We start from the raw sequence: 25811 nt of genomic DNA on the forward strand, positions 1-25811 counted from the left end.
AAATACCTCCTACGACGGACAATTCGTTAGTCTCCAGTATAGCATAAATACGATCAAACATTCGCATATAAAAAACCAGCCCCGCTCCGCGCTAGTCCGCGAAACGAGGCTGTTGTACCGTCATTTTCCACTTACATCGTTGCCTGTTGCCTATTTTTCCTGTAGCTCTCCATCCATTCCGGGTGAGCCGGGATGTTTCGAACGAAATCGAGCAACAGGCTTAAGCCCGATTTGGCATCCCCTTGCGTAAAAGCTTCGGTCATCTTCCCATAGGTTTCGGGATGGACAAACTCCATCAGTTTATCCGCTGCCACGTAGTCCTCCGGAGCTCCCACGGGACGATCCGGGATCGCGACTTTGACCGCTTCATGCGTAACATCGGCCGCGATCCGGCGAGCCTCATCGCTGATTTCCAGCAAATCCCGGCGAACTTCCAGGCGGGGCAAAGGTCCCTCCGCTTGGACCCAACCCGGTTTTTCCGTCGTCTTGGCGGAGGTGTAGAGATTCGGATAAGATGTGGCGATCCTCCCGTTGATCACGTTCATTTCAGCATCTCCCTAGTATTTTTCTCTTATCCTTACTTATCGGCAGAAATCAGGAAAAATGTTACATCCTTGCCCCATCGTTGCTAATCTTAAAACACGTCTTTGCTGCGGACCTCGAAAATGGCGAATTTCAGGTAATGCCCTTCGTCCACCCCAAGGATTTGCGGATGGTCTTTTCCGGCCGCCCGCCATTCGACCAGGCGCAGCACTTTGCCCGCATCCTCCGCCGCCTCCAGGATCGTCTCCAAGAACAGATCCGGACGCATGTGATAGGAGCAGCTGGCCGTTACCAAATAACCGCCTTCGTTGACCAGCTTCATGCCGTGCAGGTTTATGTCCTTGTAGCCGCGGCAGGCGCCTTTGACCGCTGATTTCGTCTTCGCGAACGCCGGCGGATCGAGGATCACGACGTCCCAGGTCCGTCCCCCTCCGGCCGTCAGCGGCAAGGAGGTATCGACCTTCGCATCCTGCTCCGCCCGGCGCGCCCGCTCCTCCAAGCCCTTCACTTGGCTCCGCAAATAGTCGAACGCATCGGCCACGACAAATTCGACGCGATCGGTGAACCCGTTTAACTCGACGTTCCGTTTCGCGCTTTCGATCGCATGCTCGGAGATGTCGAGGCAGGTGACCTTTTTGGCTCCGTATTGGCAGGCATGCAGGGTGAAGCTACCGGTGTGCGAGAAGCATTCCAGCACGGTCGCCCCGTCCCAGTACGGGAAGGTGACCTCTTTGCCGTTCCGGTTGACCGGCGCTAGCCGTACGCCGCCGTCTTCCGCCGGCAGCTCCTGCAGCGCAATGCCGCTGCGTCCGCCCCAGCCCGTCATCAGCGGCTTAATAGACGCCCGGTTTTCCCGCTGGTCGAAGAAATACCCCGTTTTTTGCCCCTGCTCGATATCCACCTCGATCCGGAGCCCGTTCTCAGACACGATGACATGGCGCGGCGGCTGACCGAACATCGGCCCCTTCACCTGCTCCAAGCCTTCCATTTCGCGTACGGATACGTCGCTTCGCTCATAGATGCCGACGGGATGCAGCACTTCCGACAACGCCTCCACGATCTGCTCCCGGCAGCGATCCATGCCGAGCGTCAACAGTTGCACGACCAGCACATCCCCGAACTTGTCCACGATCAGCCCCGGCAGAAAGTCGGCTTCTCCGTATACCAAGCGGTAGGAATCCTCTTTCACGAACCTTTCCCGGTGCTTTAGGCATTCCGTAAACCGCCGGACAAAAAAGGCCGTGTCCATCGCCGCCAACGGTGCATACGACACGACGCGGACGGTAATTTGCGAGGCCGGGTTGTAGTAGCCCGTGGCCAAGTAACGCTGCCGGTGATCAACGACCTCGACCAAAGCGCCCGGCTCCACTTCCCCTTCTATGCCCTCGATTTCGTTTTTGAAGATCCAGGGATGTCCTTTCTCTAACCGTTTCTTACGGCTGCGCTGCAGTATGACCCTTGCCACTTGATACTTCACTCCTCATGAAAAAAAATAAACCCCGGGCGTCATGCGCCCCTTACGGTTCGGACGTTGCGCCGGCTTTGCTAGCATGGAAGTTGTCCGTCCGTCATATATGTAACTTGTACGAATGTAGCCTTGTTTGCATTTACTGATTATGCGGGAAAGGGGGCTGCCAAAATGTATCAAGACATCTTGTTCCCGGTGACGTTTGGGTTCGCCCTGTTCCTGTTCGGCATGAAAGTGATGGAGGCTGCCCTGCACGCTTGGGCCGGCCCCAGGCTGGTCGGCTTTCTTCACCGAACGACGCGGACGCCTTGGACCGGCCTGCTGTCGAGCACGCTGATCACGGCGGTCCTGCAGAGCAGCACGGCCGTAACGGTGATGACCATCGGTCTCGTTAATGCCGGCCTGTTGTCCTACGCGCGAACGCTGGGGATCATCCTGGGAGGCAATATCGGGACCTGCCTGACCACGGAGCTGCTTGCCCTTAATATAGCCAAGCTGGGCGTTCCCATGCTCGTCGTTTCGTTAGGGCTTTGGGCGGCCGCCGTGCTTGGCGGCGAAATGCTGCCCGAATATGTTAAACGCCGCATGCCTTGGCTGTTGCCCTTGCAGTTTGGCGCCTTGGCCTTGGCCGGCTTCAGCCTGGTGATGGTCGCGATACGCTTCATGCAATCCATCGGTCCGGCGCTGGAAGAGCGCGGCGTGATCTCCTGGCTGCTGGAGCATGCCACCGGCAGCCTGCTGTGGGGCGCCTTCGCCGGCGCGATCCTGACGGCGCTTATTCACAGCAGCGCCGCGGTCGTCGCCATGACGATGGGGCTTGCGGCCAGCGGCGCTCTGCCGGTGGAGTTCGGGATCGCCATGGTCATCGGCTCCAACGTCGGCACCTGCGTGACGGCGGTCATCGCCGCGATCGGCGGCACCCGGCCGGGCCGGTTCGTCGCCTGGTCGCACGTGACGCTCAACGTGCTGGGGGCGGCGTTGTTCTTGCCGCTAGTTCCGCTGCTGCAAGCGGCAGCGACTTGGTTGACGGGCGATCCTTCGGCGCAAATCGCCCACACGCAAACGATTTTTAACGTCGTTTGCTCCTTGCTCGCGCTGCCGTTTTGCTATTTGCCGGTCTGGTCCCGGCTGGACCGGTCCGATAGCGATCTCACCGGCCCTCTCCTTCCGAACACGAAGGCTTAGGAAGAACTGCGAGAATGCAGTTATTCCTAAGTCAAAGGCGGCTCTTCTCCTACATACAGCTGCAAAAATGCAGTTATTTTCGCCGATATCCTTCGATTTCTCAAATACCGTAAAAAATAACTGCACTCTTGCATTTATTCGAGCGTATTAGACGATTTCGGCGGAAATAACTGTATATTGGCATCTATTTCCGCTCGCCTCCACATTTTCTAACTTTTCGGTTCGACGCCAAGCATTTGCAACGCTTTTTCTAAAATGAAATCGTTGTTGTCGTACCCCGCCTTGAGCTGCTGACGCCAAGCCTCCTGCGGCTCGTACCAGGACACGCTGCGGATCTCCTCCAACTGAGGGCGAAGGGCTCCGCTCTGCCATTCTACCAGGTAATAATGGACTTCTTTATCGACGTTCCCCAGTTTGGGATGATGGTAAGTATAAGCGATGATATCGATCAATTTATCGATCCGGCCCACAATGCCGGTTTCCTCCAAAATTTCGCGCAGTGCCGTTTGCTCTACCGTTTCCCCCGGTTCTCTCTTCCCTTTCGGAAACGATATTTTGCCGTAACGGTCGGTAATCAGCTGCACTTGCAGCCGCCCGTCTTGGATGCGATAGACGACGCCTCCAGCAGAGATTTCTTTGAATGGCATTCTGGCTGTACCTCCTTTAAGTTACTCAACCCTCCCAAACCGGGACTCAACCCTCCCAAACCGGGACTCAACCCTCCCAAACCCTCCCTTACCGTAAGGGAGGGCCCCCAAGGGCCCGCTGCCCTTGGGGATCCCGCAAACTGGAAGAACATGGGATCGACTGAGGCGCTCCTGCCGCTGTTCCCTTCGGGAATGCGCTTAACGTTGGCCCGTGGAACGCTTTTCCCCCTTCGGGTTCGTCTTACTTCTTTGGCTCCTGGGTTACCTGCTCAAACCGGAAGAACGTGGGATCGACTGAGGCGCTCCTGCGCTGTTCCCTTCGGGAATGCGCTTGACGTTGGCTCGTGGAACGCTTTTCCCCCTTCGGGTTCGTCTTACTTCTTTGGCTCCTGGGCTACCTGACTCAAACCGGAAGAACGCGGGATCGACTGAGGCGCTCCTGACTCGCTGTTCCCTTCGGGAATGCGCTTAACGTTGGCTCGTGGAACGCTTTTCCCCCTTCGGGTTCGTCTTACTTTCTTGGCTCCTGGGTTACCTGCTCAAACCGGAAGAACGTGGGATCGACTGAGGCGCTCCTGCGCTGTTCCCTTCGGGAATGCGCTTGACGTTGGCTCGTGGAACGCTTTTCCCCCTTCGGGAATGCGCGGTCTCCGGTGCTGGGGAGAATACGATGACGCCTGATGTTACTTGTTAATTATAGGCGCATCGTACTCATCCTTCCAATTTGCCCTTATGTAACAACAAGGATTTCAACCCTATCCGGGTGAAATCCTTGGCTAATGCCCGGTGGCGGGCGGTAGTATTAGGCTAGGGCTTGCGACGCTTCGTCCAGGACGCGGACCAACTGGCCTTCGCTGGTGTTGACGTCGGCTCGGGTCAGCTTGACGCGGCACATTTTGCCGGTCAGGTCCGGAGTGCCCGGGAAGCGAATTTGCAGATAGTTGTCGCTGAAGCCGGTCACGAAACCATCTCCGGCGGTGCCCTTCTCATCCTTCTCCGGGATGACGTCCAGCACCTGGCCGACGAATTTCTCGGCATAAGCGAGCTGCATTTGTTCGGACAAATCGATCAGCTCATGCACGCGGGCATGCTTCACGTCCCCGTCGACCTGATCCTCCATCCGCGCGGCCGGCGTACCGCTCCGCTTGGAATAAGGGAACACGTGCATTTCCGAGAAGCCGATGCGTTTGATCGCTTCGAAGCCTTCGCGGAACAGCTCGTCGGTTTCCCCCGGGAAGCCCACGATGACGTCGGTCGTAATCGCAACGTCCGGCATGAAATCGCGGATCATTTTGATTTTATGCTCAAACTCTTCGATAGTGTACTTTCTTCTCATGCGCTTCAGCACTTCGTTGCTGCCCGCTTGCAGCGGGATATGGAAATGGCGGCACATTTTCGAGGAGTTCTTCAACACCTCCAGCATGCGCTCGTCGATCTGGCTCGCTTCGATCGAACTGATGCGGATGCGGCCCAGCCCTTCCACTTTATCCAGATCCCATAACAGATCGGACAAACGGTAGTTTTCCAGGTCGTCCCCGTACCCGCCGGTATGGATGCCGGTCAGGACAATCTCCTTGTAACCCGCGGCGACCAATTGGCGCGCTTGCTGAATGACGCTTTGCGGGTCACGGCTGCGCGACAAGCCGCGCGACCATGGGATAATGCAGAAGGTGCAGAAATTGTTGCAGCCTTCCTGGATTTTCAAGAAAGCCCGGGTATGGTCGGCGAAACTCGGAACGTCCAGTTCTTCAAACTCCCGCGTCTTCATGATGTTGCGCACCGCGTTAATCGGCTTGCGCTGCTCCTGAAGCTGCTTTACGTAAGGGATAATTTTGTCCCGGTCCTGCGTTCCGATGACCAGATCCACGCCGGGGATGTCCAAAATCTCCGCAGGCGACGTCTGCGCATAGCAGCCGGTCACCGCAACGATGGCGTCCGGATTGCGGCGAACGGCACGCCGAATGATCTGGCGGCTCTTCTTGTCGCCGGTGTTCGTCACGGTGCAGGTATTGATCAAATAAACGTCGGCAGCCGATTGCTCGAAATCAACCTGCTCGTAGCCTTCGTTTTTAAATAACTGCCAAATGGCTTCGGTATCATAGAAATTCACTTTACAGCCCAAGGTGTAAAAGGCGACGGTTGGCATCGCTCAAATCCCCCCCATTTCTCCGGTTTCATACATGATGCAGGTCAGGGCGGCCATGGCGGCCGTCTCGGTGCGCAAGATGCGCCGGCCCAAACCGACGGATACCGCGCCCGCAGCTTCGGCTTCCTTTACCTCCGCTTCGCTGAAGCCGCCTTCCGGCCCGACCACGACGGCGACGTTCACCGTCTTTTCGGGCGTTAGCCCCGCAGCGAAAGGCTGCAGCACATCCCTCAGTTGCTGGCCGTCCTCTTTTTCATAACATAAGCATACCAAATCGTAGCCCGGCAGCGCAGCAAGCAGTTCGTCCCACTTGACCGGAAGCTCGACAGCCGGGATTTTGCTGCGATGCGCTTGCTCGGCGGCTTCCTTGGCGATTTTTTGCCAGCGGGCGAGCCGCTTCTCTTCCTTCTTGCTATCGTATTGCACGACCGTACGTTCCGATAGGAATGGAAGGAAAGAGGCCGCTCCAATCTCCGTGCACTTCTGGATGACGGTTTCCATCTTGTCGCCTTTCGGCAAGCTCTGGGCCACGGTCACCTGCAGCCACGGTTCTCCGGACGCCGCCAGTTCCTCTATAATAGCCGCAGTTACCTGCTGCGGCTCGATGAATGTAATCTCCGCGAGGACTTCCCGGGAAACCCCGTCACTCACGATCAGCTTGTCGCCGGGTTTGGAACGCATCACCCTGCCGATATGACGGGCATCCTCGCCGACAATCATCACTTCCCGATCGCCGAATTGCACGGGCTCCACAAAATAACGCTGCATGCTTATCATCCTCATCGTTCAATCAAGGTTCAAAATCACCAAACTACATCATACAACTTTTGAAACCCCGTTTCCAGTCCTACTTCCGGCCTTATGCACCGAACATCGCCAGGAAAAGATGGGCGAACTGGAAATAGATCGCCTCGGCCGCGTTATACAACGGCGTGATCGTATACCGCTGCATTCCCGGGACGATCAGGATCACCAGAAAAATCAGCACCGACCACTGCTCGTATTGCTGCAGCTTGCCCAACATGCGACGCGGCACGACATCCTCCAGGATCCGATAGCCGTCGAGCGGCGGCAAAGGAATCAGGTTAAATAAGAATAGGAAGAAGTTCATGATGGTAAACAGATTAAAAAAGATCAGTACGGCTTGAAACAACTTCTCGTTCGTAATGGAGTCCAAAACGCCAAACTGGGCCAGCATCACGTAAACCAAGGTTCCGAGAACGCCCAGTAACAAGTTGCTGAGCGGTCCCGCTGCCGATACGATCACGCCCATCAGGCGCGGTTTGCTGAAGTTGTCGCGATTGACCGGTACCGGCCGGGCCCAGCCGAAGCCGGCGATCATCAAGAGGATGATGCCCAGCAAATCGAAGTGTACCGCTGGATTTAGCGTCACGCGGCCAAGCAGTTTGGCGGTCGGATCCCCAAATTTATTGGCAAAATAAGCGTGCGAAAATTCATGCAAGGTAAACGCGATCACCAACGTGATCAAATAAAAGGGAAGCTGATCCAACGGGTAAATCAAAATTCGGTTCAAAAAATCCATGCAAAGTTACCTCTTTCTAGCCACAAAAGCGACCCAATCTTCATCCCGGGCCGTCCGTTCCAGTTCGAAACCCGCGGCTATCAGCGCTTCTTGTACGGCTTGTTCTTTGTTCTTATAAATGCCCGATGCGATATAATAACCGCCGGACGCTAGTGCTTGGTAAACATCCTCGATAAACAGCAAAATGATCTCCGCCAAAATATTGGCCACGACGACCCGCACGGGCAGCTTGACCTGAACGTTGGTACTGCCTTCGCCTTTAAGGACGGACAGCAGATCGCTTTCCACTACCTGGATCTGGTTCTCCAGGCCGTTCAGGCGCGTGTTCTCCGTTGCGCTGGACACGGCTACCGGATCCAGATCCAGAGCCAGCACCTTGGAAGCGCCAAGCCGGCAGGCGCCGATGGCCAGGATCCCCGAACCGGTGCCAACGTCGATGACTTCGTCCCCTTCGCGGATAATGCTCTCGAGGGTTCTCAAGCATAATGACGTCGTCGGATGCGTGCCCGTTCCAAACGCCATTCCGGGATCCAGCTCGATGATTTGCTCCTCCGGAGATTGAGGTTGATATTCCTCCCATGTCGGTTTAATCGTCAGCTTCTCCGACACCCGCAGCGGCTTAAAGTATTGCTTCCAGTTATTGGCCCAGTCGTCTTCGCTTACGTCCCGGACGGTAATGTCGGCATTCCCCGGGTCGATATCGTAGCCCTTGAGCTCCTCGATGCGCGTCCGGACTTCGGCAATCACTTCATCGATATTCAGACCCTCCGGAAAATAACCGCTGATTTTGGCTTCCCCTTCAGGAATATCATTGGGCGGAATTTCAAACCATTGCCCAAGCGAAGTATCCCGAGGTTTATCGTTATCGACGTGCTCTTCGATGGTTACACCGCCTGCACCTGCTTCATGCAGGAAATTGGAAACCATCTCCACCGCTTCCTCCGTCGTATGTATAGTTATTTCCTTCCAAATCATCGTATGATTTCCTCCTTGACTTACATGCATAAGTTTTATTGTACTATAGAATAAAGAACGTGACAAAACAAAACAGGGGACCCCGTTAAGGTTCCCCCGCCTGCCATGGCGTTACAACTTAAATTGTCCCTGCTGGCGAGCATCCGCCCGTTCGCTGCGTTCCAACGCTTCCCAATCCTCTTGATCGGCCAGATCCTCAGAAAACTCCACGTCGTTATTATGTCCGATCGGCAGATTTTTTCCGTTGGCCGAAATCCGCTTCGTTCGCCGGTCCTCCTGGCTTTGACTCATCTCCATGCTCATCTCCTTCAGGTTTGATCTCCAGTATCGGTAAGATTCTGGATCGTCCTTCATCGCTAAATCATGCCGCCTGCTTCTTCAATAATACGCAGCGCCTGATGGTGAATCGATTCGTCGACGACGGCGGTCAGCAAGATATCATGGCCGGTCGGCCCGCCTTGTCCCCCGTGGCTGAGTCCGCTGGCTGCCGGATCTGCCGCCGCCAGAATCCCCGCTGAACGGTTCGTGATTGCCGCATCCTGGGTCATGGCCGCCAGGCTGGATATGCTTCCCGTAACCGGGTTCATCGGATCGTATCCCTCGCCCGCATAACGGCTGAAACGGTCGATCGACATATCCGCAACCCGCAGCGCGCTTAACTTACGGGCGACCCCTTCGGCTTCCTCCGGGCTTTTGAAATAGGCCAAAATGTTCTTTTCAGCCATTCTTCCTCCCTGCCTTTCGTTTTACGCTTCAATGAAGCTGTACCCTTCACAGCCCATTATGTCGTAGGATGTAATCTTGGGCTTCGCTTTATGCAAACTTTGCTCCGGGGCGCTGTATTTTAAATTTGAAACGTCCGGCAGGGGTTGTCCGTATTACTTGCGAGGGAACAGAACATACTTACTTGCATAGGAGGGGTTCAAGCAACATGTTAAAAAGAGTGATGCTTCTCATGATGGCCTTTACCGTATTTTTCACCTTCACCGCCCCTGATTTTGCCGACGCGAGACGCGGCGGAGGTTTTAAATCCGGCCCTCGCACCTACAAGCCTGCTCCGAAGAAACCGGCGCAAAGCGAATACCAGAATACGACGGGGAATCGAACGGGAGCTACGACAGGTACCCCGACGACGAACCGGGGATTTTTTAGCGGCGGCAGCTTTATGCGCGGGATGATGATCGGCGGATTTGCCGGCCTGCTATTCGGCGGCTTGTTTGGGAATATGGGCTTCTTCGGCAATTTGCTGGGTTTAGCCGTTAACCTGTTGGCCATTTATGTCATTATTCTCGCGGTCATGGCCTTGTATCGCCGATTCAAAAAGCGGCCGAGCCACGATGATTACCGCGGCGGAGGCCGGTATTAAACCATGATCCTCGGGATGGACGAAATCATAAACGCGATTTGCCTGCATACCGCCGAGCGGACGGGCGTTCGTCCCACCGATGTGACGGTGGAGCTCAGCTGGGATGAGGATACCGGATATACCGGAGAAGTTTGGGTCAACGGCCGCAGCCGGTATATCGTCGAATCGAACATCATGGAAGCGATCATGGTGTACGTTCACCGGGAATACGGGATGCGGGTGTTCCGCGAGGATATCCGGCTTATGCTGGAGGAAGAAATTCTCGCGGAGATTCAGACGAACGGTTAATCTCCGCGGACTGCATCCCATAAGTAAAAAAGAAGCGCGAGCCAGGATGATTCCTCGGCTCGCGCTTTTTTTATCGGGGATCAATCAATCCCCGCGAAATGCCCGTTTCATACGGTCAAAAAACGATTGCTCATGTTCGTGCGTCTGTTCGCCGTCCAGAGAAGCAAATTGGCGCAACAGTTCCTTCTGCTCGTCGCTCAGCTTGCTTGGGGTGACGACAACCACTTTGACATGCTGGTCCCCTTGGCCGATCCCGCGCAGGCGCGGAACCCCTTTTCCTTTTAAGCGGAAGTAGGTCCCGGTTTGCGTTCCGGCCGGAATTTTCAGCTTCACTTTCTCCGTTAGCGTCGGAATTTCAATTTCATCTCCGAGCGCGGCTTGGGCGAACGTCAACGGTACTTCGCAATAGATATCGTCGCCTTCGCGGTCGAAGAAATCATGCGATTTCACGCGGATGACGATGTAGAGGTCACCGGCAGGACCGCCACGCAATCCGCCTTCGCCTTCGCCGGTCATCCGCAGCTGCGCCCCATCGTCCACCCCTGCCGGAATGCGGACATGAATTTTGCGCTGCTTCTTCACCTTGCCGCTGCCGGCGCAGGTCGGACATTTCTCCTTGATGATTTGCCCTTTGCCGCCGCAGTTGCTGCAAGCCCGCCGGTTGACCATTCGGCCAAACGGCGTGTTCTGCACAACCTCCTGTTGCCCTGTGCCGTGGCACACGGAGCAGGTGACCGGCTTCGTTCCGGGTTTGGCCCCAGTCCCAAAGCAAGTGTCGCAGTTTTCCGTACGCGGAATCGTGATATCCGTTTCCTTGCCGAACACCGCTTCCTTGAATTCGATCGTCATCGTATATTGCAAATCGTTGCCGCGCTGCGGAGCGTTAGGGTCACGCCGTCCGCCACCGCCGCCGAAGAACATGTCGAAGATATCTCCGAAACCGCCGAAATCCCCGCCGGAGAAACCGCCGCCCATTCCCTGATTCGGATCGACATGGCCGTATTGGTCATAACGCGAGCGTTTCGCCGAATCGCTCAGAACGTCATAAGCTTCCTTTACTTCCTTGAATTTCGCTTCCGCATCCTCCGCTTTATTGACGTCCGGGTGATATTGCCGGGCCAGCTTGCGGTAAGCTTTTTTGATTTCTTCGTCGGATGCGTTTTTACCGAGGCCCAGCACCTCGTAGTAATCGCGTTTTTCTGCCATTCTTCCACCCCCGTCTATCGTCTTTTGATCACGAAGCAAATCGAGAAGCTGATTCGACATCGAATCTTGAATTCAGCCGAGCCAAAGCGTATGCTTCCGAAGCATGTTTCCCACGGAAACATTTCAGTTGCTCACGTACCCCTATGTACGCTCCGCTACTCAGTCCCAGCTTCATCCAACCTTCTCGGTGCTCAAAACCCGACAAATAGTCATCTTATGATCACGGCAAAAGGAAAGTCAAAGCGCGGAAGCCTCCCGCACTTTGACCTTCCCGGTTGCCAAAGTCTATTCCCAAGACTCTACTGCTCTGTGAGTCATCTTAGCTTTGTTTCTTGTCTTCGTCAACCACTTCATAGTCGGCGTCCACGACGTTATCGCGGGTTTGGCCGCCGGCAGCATCGGCTGCGCCTTCCGCTCCCGCCGCCTGCGAAGCCTGCTCATACAGCTTCACGGACAATTGCTGAACGATTTCGGTCAATTTCTCCGAAGCCGCTTTGATTTGCTCCAGATCGTCGCTTTCCAGCGCTTTCTTCAGCTCTTCCTTGACCGCGTTCGCTTTGTCGGTTTCGGATGCGTCGACTTTGTCGCCCAGCTCTTTCAACGTCTTGTCAACGCTGTAGATCAATTGGTCGCCGTTGTTCTTCGCTTCAACCAGCTCTTTGCGTTTCTTGTCTTCTTCCGCATGCAGCTCGGCGTCCTTCATCATCCGCTCGACTTCCTCGTCGCTCAAGCCGCTGGAAGAAGTGATCGTGATTTTTTGACTTTTGCCGGTTCCTTTGTCCGTTGCGGACACGTTCACGATCCCGTTCGCGTCGATGTCGAAGGTGACTTCGATTTGCGGTACGCCGCGCGGAGCCAACGGAATGTCGCCCAACATAAAGCGTCCCAGCGTTTTGTTGCCGGCCGCCATCTCCCGTTCACCTTGCAGCACGTGGATCTCTACGCTTGGCTGATTATCGGCATAGGTGGAGAAAATTTGCGATTTGCTGGTCGGAATCGTTGTATTCCGTTCAATCATCTTCGTAAATACGCCGCCGGCGGTTTCGATCCCCAGGGAAAGCGGAGTCACGTCGAGCAATACGACGTCTTTGACGTCGCCTGTCAGCACGCCCGCTTGCACCGCTGCGCCAAGCGCAACGACTTCGTCCGGGTTTACGCCTTTGTGCGGTTCTTTACCGGTCAGTTTCTTGATGGCTTCTTGCACGGCCGGAATCCGCGTGGATCCGCCGACAAGAACGATGCGGTCGATATCCGCCGGCGTTAAGCCAGCATCGCTAAGCGCACGGCGAGTCGGGCCGAGCGTACGCTCTACGAGATCCGCGGTCAATTCTTCGAATTTCGCGCGGGTAAGGTTGACCTCAAGGTGCTGAGGCACGCCGTCCACTACGGTGATGAACGGCAAGGAGATCGTCGTGGTCAGCACGCCGGACAATTCCTTTTTCGCTTTCTCGGCAGCATCCTTCAAACGTTGCACGGCCGCTTTATCCTTGCTCAAATCAATCCCTTGATCTTTCTTGAATTCAGCCACCAGGTAATCGATGATCTTCTGGTCGAAGTCGTCGCCGCCGAGATGGTTGTCCCCGCTGGTCGCTTTCACTTCGAAGAACCCGTCGCCCAGCTCGAGGATCGAAACGTCGAACGTCCCGCCGCCGAGGTCATAGACCAGAATCGTTTGATCTTCGGCTTTTTCCAGACCGTAAGCCAGGGCAGCCGCCGTTGGTTCGTTGACGATCCGCAGCACATCCAGACCCGCGATCTTACCGGCGTCTTTGGTTGCTTGACGTTGGCTATCGTTAAAATAAGCCGGAACCGTGATCACCGCTTGCGTGACCGGTTGGCCCAGGTACGCTTCCGCGTCGGCTTTCAGTTTCTGCAAAATGATCGCGGAAATTTCCTGCGGCGTAAATTCCTTGCCGTCGATCGATTCTTTATGGTTGGTCCCCATATGCCGTTTGATCGAAATGATCGTCCGGTCCGGATTGGTGATCGCTTGACGTTTCGCCGTTTCCCCGACGATCCGTTCGCCATCTTTCTTAAAGCCTACGACGGATGGAGTCGTACGCGCCCCTTCGGGGTTCGGGATGACGACCGCTTCGCCGCCCTCCATAACTGCTACGCAGGAGTTGGTTGTTCCTAAGTCAATACCGATTACTTTGCTCATTACGTTATGTCCTCCTTAATAGGTTAAATCATCTAAGATCCCAAAGCTGGCCAGAGAAATTAGCCGCTAACTTTGACCATCGCCGGGCGCAGCACCTTATCCTTCAAAAGATAACCCTTCTGCACGACTTCAACGACGACGCCCTCTTCATGCTCATCGGATTCCACCTGCATAATCGCCTGGTGGAACTCCGGATTAAACGGCTGACCTTCCGCTTCCATCGGCGTCAGCCCTTCTGCCTTAAGCACGCCTTCCAGCTGGCGGAAAATCATTTCTACGCCCTTCGTGTAGGAAGAAGCGTCCGTGCTCTCCCCAGCCGAGCTGAGAGCCCGTTCAAAGTTATCGATGACCGGCAACAGCTCGGTAATCAACTTGGCGGAAGCGTATTTTCCCAGTTCTTCCTTCTCTTTGACCGTACGGCGCCGGAAATTATCGAAATCGGCCTGCGTTCTTAGCAGCCGCTGCTGGTACTCCTCGCTCTCCGCACGCAGCTTCTCCAGTTCGGCGGAAGCTCCGGCATCGTTCCCGGATTCAGCTATCTCTTCTGCAGCGCCCTGGGGTTCCTCGACGATTTCTTCCTGCCTCGTTTCCGGTTCCTGCGTTTGTTGCAAGTCCTCTTGCATGTTATCGTTCATGTTCGTTTCTTCCTCTACATTAGGATTGATGTTGTCTTGAATCGGCTGTGATTCCTTCAAGATGCTCGCCTCCTTAACATGCAGCTAGACGAATCGTTCATGCATGTTATTACATCCGGGTCAGGAATTTGCTCAAATCCCTGGACAATATCTCCAAAATTCGGATAACCCGGGCGTACTCCATCCGTGTCGGTCCCAAAATGCCTATCGTTCCAACCGCTTCGCCTTCCAATTGATAAGTCGCCGTGATAAGACTGCAATTGGCGAAGGCTTCATGACCGTTCTCGGTACCGATGCGCACTTGAATCCCGGAACCGGCGGCCGAGGAGATCATCTTCGTCAAGGTTGGCGTCTGTTCCAGCAAATCCAGAATGCTCTTCACCTTGTCGACATCGCGGAACTCCGGCTGCGTCAGCATGTTCGTCGCCCCGCTCAAGAAGAGGCGTTGCCCCTCCGAGCCAGCGTCGAGCGCTTGATCCAACACCTTCATCAGCTCTTCGAAATGCTCGATATGCCGCTGCATCTCCCGGCCAATTTCGTTGTACAAGGCAGACTTCAGCTTGTATATCGGCACGCCCGCGAGCCTGCGGTTCAACAGGTTGACCACCTGCTCCATATCCGAAACGGACAAGCCGGCCGGAACGGTCACCGTCTTATTCTCCACTTGCCCCGTATTCGTCACGACGATGGCCACCGCCGTCGTCTCGTTCAGCGGCAATAGCTGAAAATGGCGCAAAGACGTATGAAAAACTTCCGGACCCAGCAGGATGGAAGTGTAGTTGGTCATTTGGGATAGAATCGTCCCGGCATGTTGAATCACTTGTTCGGTTGCGTTCAGCTTCTCGGCGAAAAACGCTTTTAACGTCGTCAATTCATCGTTGGTTAGCAAATTCAGCGGTGTCAGGTGATCCACATAGTAGCGATAGCCTTTATTGGAAGGAATCCGCCCCGCCGACGTATGCGGCTGCTCCAAAAAACCAAGCTCCTCCAAATCGGCCATTTCATTTCGGATCGTCGCCGGGCTGTACCCGACATCGCCCCGTTTCGAAATGCTTCGGGATCCCACAGGCTCCGCCGAGCGAATATAGTCGTCCACAATAGCTGTCAAAATCATTCTTTGGCGTTCCGTCAACATGGCAATCCCTCCTGAGTTTGCTCGATTTTTCGAATCGTTAGCACTCAATGTCGTAGAGTGCTAATCACTAATACAAAAATACCAAACCGACCTGACGATTGTCAAGTCAGTCCAGTATCTTGAGAACGGCGATTTCGTCGCAGCAATGCTGCTTCGCGCAATTGACGCAGTCGGTCCATACTTTCTCCGGAAAGATCTCTTTATCGACGACCGCAAACCCGTTTTTGACGAAAAAGGAAACCTCATACGTGAGCGCCATTACTTTGGGAATCGCTTGTCTCCGCGCCTCTTCCACCAGCTGACCGACGAGCATGGAGCCCAACCCTTTGCCCTTGTGGCCTTCGGCGATCCCAAGCGAACGAATTTCAACCAATTCCTCCCCCAGCTTGCACAGCGATCCGCAGCCGACGACCTCGCCATCCACTTCCGCGACGACGAAATCCTTGATTTGGCGCTCCAGCACCGCCCGCGAACGCGGCAGCATAATCCCCCGACGGGCATACCCCTCAATCATGTTATATAACGGCTCGACGTCCGCTATGTTCGCCTGTCTGCACACGGCAACCGCTGGCATGCTGTTTTCCCCCTCGATCACAAATCAATAATATGAATAAATATACATTATACGGTATAAAACTTCAAGGAAAATGTTTCACCGCCATGTCACGTTCAAGGTATATTCAGCGGAACGCAAAAAAGCAGCTTAGCTACTTCATAAATGAAGTGCAAGCTGCTTGATTCATCGGTTGCTATACGGTTAAAACACCGATAAACTCGGCAAATACCTCGTTTCCGAACAATACGCCTTGCTTGCTTAACCGGTAGCCTTCTCCATCCTCATGGGTCTCCAGCAAACCGGCGCTAAGCATCTTGTTGAGCGGCCGGGCAAACACGTCATCCAGCTCTTCGTCAAATTGCTTGCGGAAGTCCGCCTTGCGGATGCCGTCCAACATGCGAAGGCCTACCATCACGAAATCCTCCATCGCCTCTTCCCGGGACACGCCAAACTGCTCCAAGCGAGGAAGGCCTGCTTTCGCCGCTTCAACGTAAGGATTCACACCCTTGATATTGACGTGACGCTTGCGGCCAACATAACCGTGAGCGCCGGCACCCAGGCCGTAATAATCCTCGTTCTTCCAATAAGTAATATTATGCCGGCTGGCAAAGCTGGGTTTCGCAAAGTTGCTAATCTCGTACTGTTTGTACCCGGCCTGCTCCATCCGTTCCATCAGCAGGAGATACATATTCAGCTCCTCCTCTTCACTGGGGAGCGGAAGCTGATTTTTGTGATACAGCGTATGGAACAGCGTGTTCTCTTCGACCTTGAGGCTATAGATCGAATAATGCGGCAGCCCGAGCTCCAATGCTCGTGAAACGCTATAGTCCAACATATCGACCGTCTGGTTTGGCAGCCCGAACATCAAGTCGATGGACAGATTATCGAGGCCGACCGCCCGGGCATTTTCCAGACTCCGGTAAACATCTTCCGTATTATGAATCCGGCCGATGCCGCTGAGCAGTTCGTTCTGGAACGCCTGCACGCCGAAGCTGACCCGATTCACGCCGCCGTCTTTCATGACCGTCATTTTGTCCCGATCTGTCGTTCCCGGGTTGGCTTCCATCGTAAATTCAATATCACTGGACCAATGGGGGAAATGGCGTCTGACCGATGCCAGGAAGAACTCCATTTCTTGCGGATTGAGTACAGTTGGCGTGCCCCCGCCTACAAAGATACTGCGGATTTCACCCGGTGGGGTCTGCTGAACCGTCCGTTCCATTTCTCGGTCCAAGGCGCGCAAATAGTCCATCACCGGCTGATCCTTCAGGACGTAGGAATTGAAATCGCAATAAAAGCACTTGTTCGTGCAAAACGGGATATGGATATATACAGCTTGCGGTGCGATGGATGGTTCGAGGTGCGTCATATCGCTGCCCGCCGCCGGGTTATGGATCGGCACTCCCTGCCCTGATCGGTTTGTCGTTTGGTTCATGGTCATGCCCTCCTCCGTAATTATCATGAATAATAGTAGAAAGGAAAGCCTGACGGCTTTCCTTCATCAAACGATTTGCATTTCTTAATTGTCGTCGATTTTCAGTACGGCCATAAACGCTTCCTGCGGTACCTCGACGTTGCCGACCTGCTTCATCCGCTTCTTGCCTTCCTTCTGCTTCTCCAGCAGCTTGCGCTTCCGCGAGATATCACCGCCGTAACATTTGGCAAGGACGTTCTTGCGCATCGCCTTAACGGTCTCGCGGGCGATGACCTTCTGCCCGATCGAGGCCTGAATCGGCACTTCAAACATTTGGCGCGGGATCAGCTCACGCAGCTTCTCGCAAATGATCCGGCCGCGGTGGTAAGCACGTTCGCGGTGGACGATAAAGGACAAAGCGTCGACCTGCTCTCCGTTCAGGAGGATGTCCATCTTCACAAGGTTCGATTGACGATAACCCGACAGCTCATAATCGAAGGAAGCGTAACCCTTCGTGCTCGATTTCAACTGATCGAAGAAGTCGTATACAATCTCCGACAATGGCACCTGGTACGTAATCGTCACACGGGTTGTGTCAAGGTATTCCATATTCACGAACTCGCCGCGTTTGCTTTGGCAGAGTTCCATGACGGTTCCGACATAATCATTGGGTACGATGATCGCCGCTTTGACGTAAGGCTCCTCGACATAGTCGATTTTGCCGACCTCCGGATAGTTGGACGGGTTGTCGATGGAGATCGTCTCGCCGTTCGTCAGCGTTACTTTGTAAATAACGCTTGGCGCCGTCGTAATCAGCGGAATGTTGAATTCCCGCTCAATCCGTTCCTGAATGACGTCCATGTGCAACAATCCCAGGAAGCCGCAACGGAAACCGAAGCCGAGCGCGCTTGAGGTTTCCGGTTCGAAGCTCAGCGAAGCGTCGTTCAACTGCAGCTTCTCCAACGCTTCACGCAGATCGTTGTAATCCGACGTTTCGATCGGATACAAGCCGCAATAGACCATCGGATTAATCTTACGATAACCCGGCAGCGGTTCAAGTGTCGGATGCTTCGCGTCCGTGACGGTATCCCCGACGCGAGTGTCGCCGACCGTCTTGATCCCGGCAACGATAAAGCCGACATCGCCGACATTCAGCTCGTCCACGATTGTCATCCGCGGTTTGAAGGCACCCACTTCGATAACTTCAAACGTTTTTTCCGTTGCCATCATTTTGATTTTCGAGCCAGCCTTAATCTGCCCGTCAATGACGCGCACGTAAACGATAACGCCCTTGTAAGGGTCATAATGCGAATCGAAAATCAGCGCCTTCAGCGGCTGATCCGGGTCTCCCGTTGGTGCAGGCACCTTCTGTACGACCTGCTCCAGAATCTCCTTAATCCCGATCCCGGCTTTGGCGGAAGCGTGCACCGCTTCGCTGGCATCGAGGCCGATGACATCCTCAATCTCCTGCTTCACCCGATCGGGATCGGCGCTTGGCAAGTCGATTTTGTTAATGACCGGTAAAATTTCCAGGTTGTTATCGAGCGCCAGATAAACGTTGGCCAGCGTTTGCGCCTCGATCCCCTGAGCGGCGTCTACCACTAGAAGGGCGCCTTCGCAAGCGGCCAAACTGCGGGAGACCTCGTAAGTGAAGTCGACGTGTCCCGGCGTATCGATGAGGTTCAGCAAATACTCCTCCCCATCGTCGGCGCGATAGGTTAAGCGGACGGCCTGTAGTTTAATCGTGATTCCACGTTCGCGTTCCAAATCCATTTGGTCAAGGACCTGCTCCTGCATTTCCCGGGAAGTCAGCGCCCCGGTATACTCCAGAATTCGGTCGGCCAATGTCGATTTGCCATGGTCTATATGTGCAATAATACAGAAATTGCGAATTTTCGCTTGTCTAGCCCTAATATCTGTCATCCTTACCCCCACCACAAATCATCGAAGTCATACAATCAATTTATTATATCAGTTGCAGGGGCAAGCAGCAATCACGACGAGTTAAATTCCGTTTACAGCTTCAACATCTCCAGAAGAACCCGGTCGCCCAAATAAGGCAAATATTCATGACCGTATTCATGATAAACCACCAGTTCCTTCTCCGATAGGATCTTGTTATAGGCCGCAAATTGCGTATAGGGCGGGCAGATCGTATCGGCCAAGCCGGTGACGAAGATGACCCTTGCCCTTATGCGATCGGCGAGATTCTGAACATCGATGTAGCCCAATTTGTTGAAGAAATCGTCCTGCTTCTGGTGCAGAGGATCCATAAACCGGAAGTAGTAGGCCAACTCCTCGTACGCAGAACTGGTGACTTCCATTTCCCATGCCTTCTTGTAGTCCGTTAGGAACGGGTACACCGCAATGGTCAGCTTCACCCGCGGCTCCAGCGCGGCACAGGCCAAGGCTAAAGCGCCTCCCTGTGAGCAGCCGTGCACGCCGATTCGATCGGGTTCGACCTGTTCCATCGTCATCAAGATCCGCACGGTTTGGACGAGATCGAGAAATACATTGCGGTAATACAGCTGATCCGGGTTGTCTTCGTCGATCCCGCGAATGATATGTCCTTTCAGCGTTGTTCCCCTAACGTTCAGGTTATCCTCAGACAAACCGCCTTGCCCCCGGCAATCCATGGCAATGACTGTAATGCCATGAGCCGCATACGCCGCTTTATCCGACCAATCTCCGCTTCCGGTATGATACCCGTGGAATAAAGCCAGCCCTGCTCCTCGACCCTGCGGGTGTTTGGGTTTCGCCAATTTCGCATGAACCCGTGCTCCGCCTACTCCCATGAAATACAGATGGTAACATTCCGCGAGCGGTGTCTGAAAATCCGCCGGGACCAACTCGTATTTGAGCGGTTGGGCGTCCAATTCACCCAAGGCCCGCGCCCAATAAGCGTCGAAGTCGTCAGGTTTGGGACTGCTCCCCTCGTATGTTAACAAGTCCACCAATTTATCGTTAGCCATCTCGGCGCCTCCCGTTCCCGCTACATTCTTCCGATATCGGCGTCGTCTCCGACTTCCTCATGCGTAGCTTTTACATAATCCACGATCTCCTGCACCGTCGTATAGGCGACGCCTACATAGGTGTCCGCAGCTCCGTAGTAAATGGTGATTCGCCCTGTATCAGCATCGGTAAGGGCGGCACACGGAAACACCACATTGGGCACGAAGCCACGCTCCTCATACCATTCTTCCGGCGTCAGCACGTAGGTGCTGGAGCGGTATTTCACGCGAGAAGGTTCGTCTTTATCCAAGATTACCGCGCCCATACTGTAAACCAGTCCGTTACACGTCCCAGTCACGCCATGATAAAACATCAGCCAACCCTCGGACGTTTCGATGGGAGCCGGGCCTCCGCCGATCTTCACCGATTGCCACCAACCTTGCCCGCCCTTGGTCATCACATGGCGATGTTTGCCCCAATAAACGAAATCCGGGCTTTCGCTAAGGAAGATGTCGCCAAACGGCGTGTGGCCGCTATCGCTTGGGCGAGACAACATCACGAAATTGCCGCCGATTTTCCGCGGGAACAACACGCCGTTGCGGTTAAACGGCAGGAACGGATTTTCCAAGCGAACAAACGTCTTGAAGTCCTGAGTTGTGGCCACGCCGATTGACGCGCCGTAAAAATCGGTGCACCAAATAATATAGTAGATATCCTCCACCTTCACCAACCGGGGATCGTACGCATAATTCGGTTGGAACGGCTTCCCTTGTTCATCTACGAATAAAATCCGTTCCTCGTCGATTTTCCAGTCATAGCCGTCATTACTCCAACCTACATGCAGATGAGGACGACCGTTAATCGTTTCGGCGCGGAAAACACCAACGAAACGGCCTCCGTAAGGAACGACCGCGCTATTGAAAATCCGCGCGATACCCTTGGCCGGATTTCTCTTCACGACGGGGTTAGCGCTATGTCTCCATACGGGTCCTGCCGCAGACTCCGGTTTGTCTTGCCATGGGATATTCGGCAGGTTCTCTCCAATAATTTTCACTGTGCTCATGAGGTTACCCCTTCCAATTCAATCAGATGAGTGCGTTTATTTGACCGAGCCTTGCGCGAATCCGTTGTAAATGTATTTCTGCAGCGATACAAAAGCGATCAAGATCGGCACAATCGTAATCATGATCCCTGCACAGATGACTTCCCATTGTGAACCGTAAGGGCCTTTAAACTTGAACAGTGCGGTGGAGATCACCTGCAGATCCTCGCTAGGCATATACAGGAACGGCGTATAGAAATCGTTATAGATATTGACGCCCTTCACGATAATGACGGTGACAATGGCCGGGGCGAGCAGTGGTAGAATAATCCGCCAGTAAATCGTAAAATAAGAAGCACCGTCCAGCATGGCCGATTCGTCCAGAGATTCGGATATCGAATCCAGAAACTGCATGAAGATATACACGGCAATAATATCCGTGCCCAAGTAGAGCAAAATCGGGGCAAAGCGCGTATCGACCAGGTGAAAGAAATTGATGATTCGGAAAGTGGCGACCTGGGTCGTCACGCTTGGAATCAGGGTCGCCAGTAAGAAGGCGCCCATCAGCAACTTGTTGCCGCGGAATTTGAAGCGGTTCAAGACGTAAGCGATCATCGAGCCGATCAAGGTGGCGCCGAGGATTGAAACAATCACGATGATCACCGTGTTCCCGAAGCCTAGCAGCATTTTTCCGTTAAGAAAAGCTTTGGAATAGTTGGCGAAGTTCAGCCAGTTCTCAGGCGGCGTCAATGGGCTGGTCGAGCCGTATTCCTTATTCGTTTTAAAGGAAGCAAACAGCACGACGACGATGGGAACCAACGCCGCGAAAGCGCCCAGCAGCAAGCTGATATATTTAATGAAGGACGTGGCGGCATATTTCAATCTATACATGGCTTACTTCTCCTCCTTGATCAACATGCGCTGCAGCAGGGTCACGATGATGACGATGAACAGCAGGACGACCGCCATGGCGGAAGCGAGGCCAAGCTTGTTATATTTAAACGCGGTGGTCACCGTCTGGATGACGAACGTGTTACTTCCGTTAGAGCCGCCGGTCATAATATACGGAATGTCGAAGGCACTGATCGCGCCGCTGATGGCGAGGATCAGGTTGAGCTGCACGATTTTCATAATGCTCGGGATAATGATATGGCGGAACTGGTGCCAGCGGTTGGCCCCGTCGATCTCGGCAGCCTCGTAAATATCGGAACCGATCGAGGATATCGCTCCTAGGAAAATAATGAAGTTAAAGCCCATATATCTCCACAAGGACGCGCCTGCCAGCGAGATGTTGATGATGTTTGGGTTTTTCAGCCATCCCTGCGTAAAGGCGCCGAGCCCCACCGATTGCATTAAGGTATCCAGCGTACCGTCCGGACGGAAGAAGAACAGGAAAATGAACCCGATGGCTACCCCGTTTAGGAGGTAAGGAAAGAACAAGACCCCTTTGAAAAAGTTTTTGAGCCGTACTTTAAAGCTTAAAATCGTCGCGAAATAAAGAGCTAAAGCCATTTGAACGAAGGTCGCGCCGAAATAATATAAGCTGACCTTAAAGACGGTGAAATACTTGGAGTCGGTAAAAATCGTCTTGTAGTTCTCAAACCCTACGAAATCGTAATGCTTGCTATAACCGTTCCAATTGGTGAAGCTGTATTTGAACATATTAAATACCGGCAAGTAGGCGAAAGTGAACAATAAGGCGACCGGGATCAGCGAGAAGGCGAAGATGATCACTTTCCGCTGGGTTTTGTAGCTTAAATTTTTGAACACCACTCACACCTCCAAAAACTCTGAAAAATGCCTATATCTGTCTCTCCTTGACCAAGATCACAAGGGAAACGCACATTCAGCACGTTCCCCTTGCAAGTTTTGTCTCCCCGGTGACCGAAGTTATTTCGCAAATTTGGCGCGGGATTTGATCCAGGCGTCGTTCAGATCCTTCATGATGTCGTCATAGGATTCATCGAGGTTGCCGATCGCGGCTTCCATGATCCGTTTCTTAAATTCAGGTTGCCACAAGCCGATTTCTGCATCCTTGTCGATTTTGTCCACCAAACCTTCTTGGCCTGGCTGTGCAGGGGTTTGCAATTCAAACTTCACATCGGACCCTTCGAATTGCTTCAGCGTTTCAGGAAGCGGAGCGCCTACAACCGGGCTCATGCCGCCTGCTTGTTCCGTAGGATATCCGGATTTATTGATGAACCAGTCCAGCCAAGCTCTTGCCGCTTCTTTGTTCTTGCTGTGCTTGCTGATGCCTAGCGTATAGTCGTCGGCGAGTGGCATAATGATTTCCTTGGCATTCGTCGGGAAAGGCATGTAAGCGATGTCATCTGGATTCTCAGCTAACCCTTGAACCTGCCCGATCGCCCACGAACCCAGCACCATGGCCCCGATTTTGCCATTGGCCATGTCGGCTTTGGAGGCTTCCCAGTTCGTCGTGGTTGGGTCTTCTTCAATTAAACCTTGTTTCGCGGTGTCGTACATCACTTTGTACAGTTCATAGTGCGGTTGTCCAGGAACGAAGTTGTCGTCCGTGTTGGGTTGCGTAACGTTGACGTAGTCGACGCTTCCGGCAACGGTAGTCAATACAGCTTCCCATTGGGTCAAAGGCCAGCTGTCCGCATAGTTGCTGTATAGAGGAATCGCGTCGCCTTTGTCTTTGATTTTCTGCAAAGCCGCTAAAAATTCGTCCGGCGTTCTTGGTGTCGTCGTTACGCCGGCGTCATTGAACACTTTCTTGTTGTACAAAATACCGGAGAAGTTCACTGCGATCGGAATGCCGTAAGATTGCCCGTCTACGGTTCTCTCTTCCAAACCGATGTACTGCTTGCTCAGTTCCTCCAATGTACCGAGCGGTTCGAAGAACTCTGGGGTATCCGCGAGCGGAATGCTGGTAGGAAGCAGCAGAACATCGCCGTAATCGTCGGAGTTCATCCGAACCGTAATTTGTCCTTCATAGTCGGAAAGTGCTTGAAACTTCACTTTGACATTCGGATATTCCTTATTGAACTCGGCCGCGTAATCTTTGAATACCGTATCCACGATGTCTGTTCTTTGGGTAATGACGGTAATTTCTCCAGAGATATCTCCGCCCGCTGGTTGCTCTGAGCTGGTGCTTTCAGTTCCGGTATTCCCCGTCACATTGTTCTGAGCCGCGTTGTTCTTGTTGTTCCCTCCACAGCCTGCCAGTAGAGTCAGGACAAGCATCAAGGCCATCAAGCCGAGAAACGATTTACTTTTTCTCATTTCTGTTAACCCCTTTCAGTTTATAAATTAGGTTATCGATAAACTACATACGATTCTATATTGAATACGCTTTCTCGTCAATAATGAAGTCGATATATTTTTATTTTGTAAAGTAATTTTTCAGGTTATATTAGGTTTTTATTAAGTCCGACCTACTTCTTATCTTTCTATTTACCGATAGAATAGGTATACTGGATTTTAGGTCGATTGGCTCTCATGAAACGATTTAACGGGATGGTGAATACAAGTTCATGAAAAGCAACATAACGATGAAAGATATCGCCGACAAGCTAGGCGTCAGCAGTGTAACGGTATCCAAAGCGCTGAATGACAAAGAAGGCGTTAGCGACACCCTGAAGCTGAAGATCAAAAAGGTAGCCGGCGAAATGGGTTACCGCTTCAACTCAGCGGCCAAATCGATCAAGGACGGACTTTCATATAATATTGGAGTCATGATACCGCAGCGGTTTACGGGGCTCCGGGAGTCCTTTTATTTGCAGGTCTATCAGCAGATCGCCATTCAATTGGACCACTACGGCTACTTCGGAATTTTAAACATATTAAGCAGTGAAGACGAAGAACAGCTGAATTTTCCGCGAGTCTACAGCGAGAATAAGGTGGACGGCATCATTATTTTGGGGCAGGTCAGCAAGAAGTACATCGAAACGGTGCAAAATATGGAGTTGCCGAAGCTGTTTCTCGACTTTTACGATGAGCATGCCGCGATCGATTCGATCGTTACCGATAACTTTTACGGCGCATACGAGATCACCAATTATTTGATCCAATGCGGCCATCGCGACATCGCCTTTGTAGGCAACATCTATTCCACCAGCAGTATCCAGGATCGTTTCCTAGGTTATTACAAATCGTTGCTGGAACACGGAATGGCGTTAAATGAGCGCCTGTTACTCAATGATCGTGACGAACATGGCGCTTATATCGATATTGAGCTTCCGGAACAAATGCCTACCGCGTTCGTCTGTAACTGTGACCAGGTTGCCTATATTTTTGGCGAGCGTCTAAACAACATGGGTTACCGCGTTCCGGATGACTGCTCGATTGTCGGATTCGACAACGACGTTTACGCAACACTGGCGAACCCGCCGCTAACAACGGTCGAGGTGGATATTGAGCAGATGGCCCGTTCCGCCGTCAAGGCGATCATGGATAAAGTGTCCAACCCCCATCGCCGCATCGGCCGCATGCTGGTGCAGGGCAAGATCATCTATCGCAATTCCGTCAAAACCCTTCATACTGAACCCGCCGAATAGTCGGCGGGTTCTTTGTGTATTTAGGCAAA

General features: G+C 53.4%; 25 protein-coding genes. 4 read left to right on the forward strand and 21 right to left on the reverse strand.

Annotated elements, in window-relative coordinates:
• Positions 1–131: 131 nt before the first annotated feature.
• Positions 132–545, reverse strand: coding sequence for a hypothetical protein (locus MJ257_RS14480; RefSeq protein ID WP_240269899.1), 414 nt, complete (start codon positions 543–545; stop codon positions 132–134).
• A gap of 89 nt (positions 546–634) precedes the next feature.
• Entirely contained in the window at positions 635–2008 is a 1374-nt protein-coding gene (locus tag MJ257_RS14485; protein ID WP_240269900.1) for a class I SAM-dependent rRNA methyltransferase, read from the reverse strand.
• A 174-nt stretch (positions 2009–2182) separates the two neighbouring features.
• Between MJ257_RS14485 and MJ257_RS14490 the strand changes: the two genes are divergently transcribed.
• Positions 2183–3196 carry a Na/Pi cotransporter family protein gene (locus tag MJ257_RS14490; protein WP_240269901.1) on the forward strand — a complete coding sequence of 338 codons (1014 nt, stop codon included), beginning with the start codon at positions 2183–2185 and terminating at the stop codon, positions 3194–3196.
• Positions 3197–3405: 209 nt separating this feature from the next.
• Here the strand turns inward: MJ257_RS14490 and MJ257_RS14495 are convergent, their stop codons facing one another.
• The 7 genes from MJ257_RS14495 to MJ257_RS14525 all read right to left on the reverse strand — a co-directional run bounded on the left by MJ257_RS14495 (position 3406) and on the right by MJ257_RS14525 (position 9232).
• A complete protein-coding gene (locus MJ257_RS14495; RefSeq protein WP_240269902.1) occupies positions 3406–3843 on the reverse strand; it encodes an NUDIX hydrolase in 438 nt (145 codons plus the stop codon).
• Positions 3844–4645: 802 nt separating this feature from the next.
• Positions 4646–5989: a tRNA (N(6)-L-threonylcarbamoyladenosine(37)-C(2))-methylthiotransferase MtaB gene (gene mtaB / locus MJ257_RS14500; RefSeq protein WP_240269903.1), complete on the reverse strand. Its 1344-nt coding sequence runs from the start codon at positions 5987–5989 to the stop codon at positions 4646–4648.
• Between the two features lie 3 nt (positions 5990–5992).
• Complete coding sequence (locus MJ257_RS14505) at positions 5993–6757, reverse strand: 16S rRNA (uracil(1498)-N(3))-methyltransferase (protein ID WP_240269904.1); 765 nt, start codon at positions 6755–6757, stop codon at positions 5993–5995.
• Between the two features lie 91 nt (positions 6758–6848).
• Complete coding sequence (locus tag MJ257_RS14510) at positions 6849–7532, reverse strand: site-2 protease family protein (RefSeq protein WP_240269905.1); 684 nt, start codon at positions 7530–7532, stop codon at positions 6849–6851.
• 6 nt (positions 7533–7538) lie between these two features.
• Positions 7539–8507, reverse strand: coding sequence for a 50S ribosomal protein L11 methyltransferase (gene prmA / locus MJ257_RS14515; protein ID WP_240269906.1), 969 nt, complete (start codon positions 8505–8507; stop codon positions 7539–7541).
• A 111-nt stretch (positions 8508–8618) separates the two neighbouring features.
• Positions 8619–8798 (reverse strand): YfhD family protein, encoded by a 180-nt coding sequence (locus MJ257_RS14520; protein WP_240269907.1) that lies wholly within the window; start codon positions 8796–8798, stop codon positions 8619–8621.
• A gap of 65 nt (positions 8799–8863) precedes the next feature.
• Positions 8864–9232 carry a hypothetical protein gene (locus MJ257_RS14525; protein WP_240269908.1) on the reverse strand — a complete coding sequence of 123 codons (369 nt, stop codon included), beginning with the start codon at positions 9230–9232 and terminating at the stop codon, positions 8864–8866.
• A gap of 206 nt (positions 9233–9438) precedes the next feature.
• On the opposite strand from MJ257_RS14525, the gene MJ257_RS14530 reads away from it, so the two are divergent.
• On the forward strand, positions 9439–9873 hold the full coding sequence (locus MJ257_RS14530) for a hypothetical protein (protein WP_240269909.1): 435 nt from the start codon (positions 9439–9441) through the stop codon (positions 9871–9873).
• A gap of 3 nt (positions 9874–9876) precedes the next feature.
• Entirely contained in the window at positions 9877–10161 is a 285-nt protein-coding gene (locus tag MJ257_RS14535) for a YxcD family protein (RefSeq protein ID WP_240269910.1), read from the forward strand.
• An 84-nt stretch (positions 10162–10245) separates the two neighbouring features.
• Here MJ257_RS14535 and dnaJ read toward each other — a convergent pair whose 3' ends face one another.
• The 12 genes from dnaJ to MJ257_RS14595 form a co-directional block, all read right to left on the reverse strand.
• Entirely contained in the window at positions 10246–11367 is a 1122-nt protein-coding gene (dnaJ, locus tag MJ257_RS14540; RefSeq protein ID WP_240269911.1) for a molecular chaperone DnaJ, read from the reverse strand.
• 319 nt (positions 11368–11686) lie between these two features.
• Positions 11687–13528, reverse strand: coding sequence for a molecular chaperone DnaK (gene dnaK / locus MJ257_RS14545; protein ID WP_240269912.1), 1842 nt, complete (start codon positions 13526–13528; stop codon positions 11687–11689).
• A 59-nt stretch (positions 13529–13587) separates the two neighbouring features.
• Positions 13588–14163 carry a nucleotide exchange factor GrpE gene (gene grpE, locus MJ257_RS14550; protein ID WP_240269928.1) on the reverse strand — a complete coding sequence of 192 codons (576 nt, stop codon included), beginning with the start codon at positions 14161–14163 and terminating at the stop codon, positions 13588–13590.
• A gap of 109 nt (positions 14164–14272) precedes the next feature.
• On the reverse strand, positions 14273–15298 hold the full coding sequence (gene hrcA / locus MJ257_RS14555; RefSeq protein WP_240269913.1) for a heat-inducible transcriptional repressor HrcA: 1026 nt from the start codon (positions 15296–15298) through the stop codon (positions 14273–14275).
• Between the two features lie 106 nt (positions 15299–15404).
• Positions 15405–15872, reverse strand: a complete 468-nt coding sequence (locus tag MJ257_RS14560; RefSeq protein WP_240269914.1) for an N-acetyltransferase — start codon at positions 15870–15872, stop codon at positions 15405–15407.
• Between the two features lie 175 nt (positions 15873–16047).
• Complete coding sequence (hemW, locus tag MJ257_RS14565) at positions 16048–17223, reverse strand: radical SAM family heme chaperone HemW (protein WP_240269929.1); 1176 nt, start codon at positions 17221–17223, stop codon at positions 16048–16050.
• Between the two features lie 150 nt (positions 17224–17373).
• Positions 17374–19191, reverse strand: a complete 1818-nt coding sequence (lepA, locus tag MJ257_RS14570) for a translation elongation factor 4 (RefSeq protein ID WP_240269915.1) — start codon at positions 19189–19191, stop codon at positions 17374–17376.
• 92 nt (positions 19192–19283) lie between these two features.
• The gene (locus MJ257_RS14575) at positions 19284–20240 is read right to left on the reverse strand and encodes an alpha/beta fold hydrolase (protein WP_240269916.1); all 957 of its coding nucleotides are present in this window, start codon (positions 20238–20240) and stop codon (positions 19284–19286) included.
• A 20-nt stretch (positions 20241–20260) separates the two neighbouring features.
• Positions 20261–21283: a glycoside hydrolase family 130 protein gene (locus MJ257_RS14580; protein ID WP_240269917.1), complete on the reverse strand. Its 1023-nt coding sequence runs from the start codon at positions 21281–21283 to the stop codon at positions 20261–20263.
• 36 nt (positions 21284–21319) lie between these two features.
• Positions 21320–22153, reverse strand: coding sequence for a carbohydrate ABC transporter permease (locus MJ257_RS14585; protein ID WP_155605616.1), 834 nt, complete (start codon positions 22151–22153; stop codon positions 21320–21322).
• Positions 22154–22156: 3 nt separating this feature from the next.
• Positions 22157–23032, reverse strand: a complete 876-nt coding sequence (locus MJ257_RS14590; protein ID WP_240269918.1) for a carbohydrate ABC transporter permease — start codon at positions 23030–23032, stop codon at positions 22157–22159.
• A 120-nt stretch (positions 23033–23152) separates the two neighbouring features.
• The gene (locus MJ257_RS14595; RefSeq protein WP_240269919.1) at positions 23153–24508 is read right to left on the reverse strand and encodes an ABC transporter substrate-binding protein; all 1356 of its coding nucleotides are present in this window, start codon (positions 24506–24508) and stop codon (positions 23153–23155) included.
• Between the two features lie 251 nt (positions 24509–24759).
• Here MJ257_RS14595 and MJ257_RS14600 point away from each other — a divergent pair, with 251 nt between their 5' ends.
• Positions 24760–25782: a substrate-binding domain-containing protein gene (locus MJ257_RS14600; RefSeq protein ID WP_155605618.1), complete on the forward strand. Its 1023-nt coding sequence runs from the start codon at positions 24760–24762 to the stop codon at positions 25780–25782.
• Positions 25783–25811 lie beyond the last annotated feature (29 nt).

This window comes from Paenibacillus timonensis (assembly GCF_022427145.1).
Lineage (GTDB): Bacteria > Bacillota > Bacilli > Paenibacillales > Paenibacillaceae > Fontibacillus > Fontibacillus timonensis.